Below are 5,435 nucleotides of genomic sequence, written 5' to 3' on the forward strand. Positions count from 1 at the left end.
CTGCCGGATCGGCAGGCCCATGCGGCGCGCCACGTGGCCGGCGCAGATGTTGCCGAAGTTGCCCGACGGCACCGCGAAGCTGACTTGCGCCGCCCCGTCGCGCGTGGCCTGCAGCCAGCCGGCGAAGTAGTACACCACCTGCGCGAGCAGCCGCGCCCAGTTGATGGAATTGACGGTGCCGATGCGGTGCGCGCGCTTGAACGCCAGGTCGTTCGACACCGCCTTGACGATGTCCTGGCAATCGTCGAACACGCCTTCGATCGCGATGTTGTGGATGTTCGGATCCTGCAGGCTGAACATCTGCGCCTGCTGGAACGGGCTCATGCGGCCGTGCGGGCTCAGCATGAAGACGTTGATGCCCTGCTTGCCGCGCATCGCATGCTCGGCGGCGCTGCCGGTGTCGCCCGAGGTCGCGCCGAGGATGTTCAGCGTCTCGCCGCGGCGGCCCAGTTCGTACTCGAACAGGTTGCCGAGCAGCTGCATCGCCATGTCCTTGAAGGCGAGCGTCGGGCCGTTCGACAGGCCTTCCAGGTACAGCCCGGGGCGCAGCGCCGTCAGCGGCGCGATCTGCTCGGAGCCGAACACGGCCTTCGTGTAGGTCTTCGCGGTCAGCGCGCGCAGGTCAGCCGCCGGGATGTCGTCGATGTAGAGCGACAGGATCTCGAAGGCCAGCGCGTGGTACGGCAGCTCGCGCCAGCGCGCGAGCGTCGCCGCGTCGACCTGCGGGTAGTGCGTCGGCAGGTACAGGCCGCCGTCGGGCGCGAGGCCCTCGAGCAGGATGTCGGAGAAGCCGCGCTGGGTGGCATCGCCACGGGTGCTGATGTATTTCACGACAGCTCTTCCTTGCGGATGCGCACGATCGGCGACAGCACCGTGGGCAGCGCCTGCATCTGCGCGAGCGCCTTGTTCATCTCGCCCTCGACGGTGTCGTGGGTCAGGATGATCACGTCGGTGTGGGCCTCGCCTTCGGCCGACTCCCGTTGCAGCAGCGCATCGATCGAGATCCCGTGCTCGGCCAGGATGCCGGTGATGCGCGCCAGCACGCCGGCCTGGTCGGCCACCTGCAGCCGCAGGTAGAACGAGGTGACGACCTGTTCCATGCCGAGGATCGGCGTGTCGGTGAGCTGGTTCGGCTGGAAGGCCAGGTGCGGCACTCGGTGGTCGGGGTCGGCGGTGTGCAGCCGGGTGATGTCGACCAGGTCGGCGACCACGGCGGAGGCCGTCGGCTCGGAGCCGGCGCCCTTGCCGTACGACAGCGTCGTGCCGACCGCATCGCCGTGCACGACGACGGCGTTCATCGCGCCCTCGACGTTGGCGATCAGCCGCTTCGACGGCACCAGCGTCGGGTGCACGCGCAGCTCGATGCCGGCGTTCTTGCCGAGGTCGTCGCGCCGCTTCGTGATGCCCAGCAGCTTGATGCGGTAGCCGAGCTGCTCGGCGTAGGTGATGTCGGCGGCCTGCAGCTTCGTGATGCCCTCGATGTGGGCGCGCTCGAACTGCACCGGCGTTCCGAACGCGATCGCGCTCATGATGGTCAGCTTGTGCGCGGCGTCGACGCCCTCGATGTCGAAGGTCGGGTCGGCCTCGGCATAGCCCAGGCGCTGCGCCTCCTTCAGCACCGCGTCGAAATCGAGGCCCTTGGCCCGCATCTCCGACAGGATGAAGTTGGTGGTGCCGTTGATGATGCCGGCGATCCATTCGATGCGGTTGGCCGACAGGCCCTCGCGCAACTGCTTGATGATCGGGATGCCGCCGGCCACCGCGGCCTCGAAGGCCACCATCACGCCCTTGGCATGCGCCGCCGCGAAGATCTCGGTGCCGTGCACCGCGAGCAGCGCCTTGTTGGCGGTGACGACGTGCTTGCCGGCCGCGATGGCTTCCATCACCAGCGTCTTCGCGATGTCGTAGCCGCCGATCAGCTCGACGACGATGTCGATCGCCGGGTTCGCGATGACCTCGCGCGCATCGGCCACCACCTTCGCGGCATCACCGACGATGCCGCGCGCCCGCTCGACGTTGCGTGCCGCCACCATCGTGATCTGAATGCTGCGGCCGGCGCGACGCCGAATTTCCTCCTGATTGCGCTGCAGCACGTTGAACGTGCCGCTGCCGACGGTACCGAGGCCGAGCAGACCGACTTGGATGGGTTTCATGGTGCGAGAACGCCCGATGCGGGCTGGTTGAGGAATCGGTGCAAAAAAATCAGTGCGAATGACGCTTGCGGTAGTGGTCGAGGAAGCGCGCGATGCGGCCGATCGCGTCGGAGAGGTCGTCGGAGTTCGGCAGGAACACGAGCCGGAAGTGATCGGGCTGCAGCCAGTTGAAGCCGGTGCCCTGCACGATCAGCACCTTCTCGTCGGCGAGCAGGTCGTAGGCGAACTGCTGGTCGTCGGCGATCGGGTAGAGCTTGGGATCGAGGCGCGGGAACATGTACAGGGCCGCCTTCGGCTTCACGCAGCTGACGCCGGGGATCTGCGTCAGCAGCTGGTGCGCGAGGTCGCGCTGGCGGCACAGCCGGCCGCCGGGGGCGACCAGGTCCTTGATGCTCTGGTAGCCGCCAAGCGCAGTCTGGATCGCGAGCTGGCCGGGCGTGTTGGAGCACAGGCGCATCGACGCGAGCATGTTCAGCCCCTCGATGTAGTCGCGCGCATGGCGCTTCTCGCCGGAGACGATCATCCAGCCGGCGCGGTAGCCGCAGGAGCGGTAGTTCTTGCTGAGGCCGTTGAAGGTGACGAACAGCACGTCGGTCGCGAGCGACGCGATGCTGGTGTGGGTGTTGCCGTCGTACAGCGTCTTGTCGTAGATCTCGTCGGCGAACACGATCAGCTGGTGCTGGCGCGCGACCTCGACGATCTCGCGCAGCAGGCTGTCGGGGTACAGCGCGCCGGTCGGGTTGTTCGGGTTGATCACGACGATCGCCTTGGTGTTCGGCGTGATCCTGGCCTTGATGTCGGCGATGTCGGGGAACCAGTCGCTCTGCTCGTCGCAGACGTAGTGCACCGCGGTGCCGCCCGAGAGGGCCACCGAGGCGGTCCACAGCGGGTAGTCGGGCGCCGGCACCAGGACTTCGTCGCCGTCGTTGAGCAGCGCGTTCATGCTCATCGCGATCAGCTCGGAGGCGCCGTTGCCGAGGTAGACATCGTCGACGGTGACGCCGGCGATGTTCTTCTCCTGCGAGTAGTGCACGACCGCCTTGCGCGGCGCGAACAGCCCCTTCGAGTCGGTGTAGCCGGCCGAGTGCGGCAGGTTGCGGATCATGTCCTGCACGATCTCGTCCGGCGGTTCCAGGCCGAACACCGCGAGGTTGCCGATGTTCAGCTTGATGATCTTCTGGCCCTCTTCCTCCATCTGCCGGGCCTTCTCGAGCACGGGCCCGCGGATGTCGTAGCAGACGCTGGCGAGCTTGCTGGACTTGGAGATGGGTTTCAACGGGGGCTCCGGCGGGGTCAGGAGAGCGGAATTTTGGCACAGCGCTGCTGTGTGCCCGGTCATAGCAAGCTTTCGCCCGCACGGTCGCCATGACAGGAAGAATCTTCTTCGTTCATCGTGCCTGTGAGTGCCGAACCGTCCCCCGCGCTGTCGCCTCCACCACTCAGGAAGGTGCTCGCGATCACACGCCGCTGTTCCAGGTTCTCACGAATCCTTTGCTCCCGTGGTGTCGGAAGYGTCGCCGTCACGTCCGTCGACGAGCTTCGGGTGACGATGACCTCGGCCAACCGTGTGACGGTATCGGGATGGGCACTGCCGTCCGGATCGGCCAGGTAGTTGGCGCTGCGCGCGCGAGCGCCACCGGTCGCAGCATTGAGCAAGGACCCGACGAAAAGGAAGAAGGTTTCGACATCGGGGTAGCCCAGCCGGCTGCACAGCGTTGCCAGCGAGCCGAAGGCATCGTTGCCGGTCGCCGCCGTCGCGATCCGTGCCGACGCGTTCTGCACGAGATGCCGGCGAAACTTCGGCAGGCCGTCTTCATCGCCCACGACACAGGGCTGGCGATCCACGACACAGACCAGGGGCTGGTCCGGTGGCGATTCGAGCCCCACCAGAGCGGGACACCACGCCACCAGCTTGCTCGCGAGGTCGGGCCAGAAGCCGTCCAAGGTCTCGTTCACAGGCCCGTAGACGCTCTTGAACTCGATGCCGATCGCCTCGTGGGCCAGGCAGGTCCGCAACTGGATCAGTGAAATCAGGTTCTTGCCGAATGCCTGCCCGCCCCCCAGGGCTCCTGCCGACGAGATGGCATAGAGGGCATCCCGCAACAGCCACACCCGCCACTGTTCGTCGTCCGTCAGCTTGATGAACTCCTTCCCGCCCTGCGGGTTGATGATGCAGCGGCACAACGAGAGCCCGGACGTCCATCGGCTTCGTGAACCGGACTGCAGCAGATCACGGAACGGACGCGCGACCAGGCCGGTGATCTGCGCCTGCACGGGTATCAGCGCGCATCGGAAGGCATGCTCGATCAGATCGCCTGACATCTGCGCCGCTGCCTTGATCTCGCACAGGCTGGCGTTCTGCGACAGCATGCCACCCTGCCAAGGTTCGGGCTCGAAGGCCGACGTGCCGTTGCCTCCCGGGCTGCCTTGCGATGATCGCGCCTGGGCATCGAAGGAAGCCAACCCGACCAGGAAGAAGCTCACCGGCAATGCCCACGGCAGGATCAGCGAGGTCCACCGCATCAGGTTGAAGCATTTCGACTCGGCGTAGCGGCCGAGTTGCGCGTCTGCCGGCCGGCGGAACGCCTGCGTGTTGACGATCTTCTTCTGGAAGAACCGGTCCACCCCGATGAACGCCAGGGCCACGGTCAGACCCAGGATCGTCACCAGCGGCCAGGCATGCCCGTCCACGGCGCCGAGAAAGGCTTCCATGGCGGATGAGATCGCCCACGACGCGAACAGCATCGCAATCCAGTGGCAGCCCCCTTCCCGCACGCCGTTCAGGGTGGATCGAAGCACCCACGGCATGCGCTCGAACAGCGGCGCCTTCACGGGGATGTCGGGGGARGGCTCCTGAGCGATGCCCTCCTCCTCCGGCAGCATCGAACCGATTTGGTCCTCGACCTGGGAGAGGAACGGCTGGCGCAATTGCGCCAGCAGAGCCGCCACCGCGTCGTAGACGTCCCGCGGCAGCTCATCGGATCGGAAGAGGGAGACCACCTGGCATTGCGCCAGCAGATGGATCGACAACATGCCCACCGACCCTCTCAGCATCCTGTTTTCGACCACCACGAGGACAAGCTCCTTCAGTGCCTCACGCAGTTCCCCGCCTCGCCCCTCCATGGCACAGCCGGCTGCGTGGTTCAGCAGGATCCTGCATTCGCGTTGCAATTGCTCCGAGGGCGCCTCGACGTCTTTTCTCACCTGGAGCCAGTCGCAGGCCACCGGCATCATGTCCCGCTTGCGCAGGTTCTTGAGCTGCTTGATGGCAGTCTCCAGGGC

The 5,435-nt window shown here is 66.3% G+C and carries 4 protein-coding genes; all 4 read right to left on the reverse strand.

Annotated elements, in window-relative coordinates; all coding sequences use genetic code 11:
- The coding region (gene thrC, locus AC1D12_RS23530; protein WP_477843210.1) for a threonine synthase at positions 1–831 on the reverse strand (831 nt) is incomplete at its 3' end.
- Positions 828–2,153: a homoserine dehydrogenase gene (locus tag AC1D12_RS23535; RefSeq protein WP_477843212.1), complete on the reverse strand. Its 1,326-nt coding sequence runs from the start codon at positions 2,151–2,153 to the stop codon at positions 828–830. The genes AC1D12_RS23535 and thrC, both read right to left, overlap by 4 nt.
- Before the next feature lie 49 nt (positions 2,154–2,202).
- Positions 2,203–3,429: a pyridoxal phosphate-dependent aminotransferase gene (locus AC1D12_RS23540; protein WP_047511988.1), complete on the reverse strand. Its 1,227-nt coding sequence runs from the start codon at positions 3,427–3,429 to the stop codon at positions 2,203–2,205.
- Between the two features lie 59 nt (positions 3,430–3,488).
- A partial coding sequence (locus tag AC1D12_RS23545) for a hypothetical protein (protein WP_477843214.1) occupies positions 3,489–5,435 on the reverse strand: 1,947 nt, incomplete at its 5' end.

It is taken from the genome of Rhizobacter sp. P1_G5, assembly GCF_056405435.1.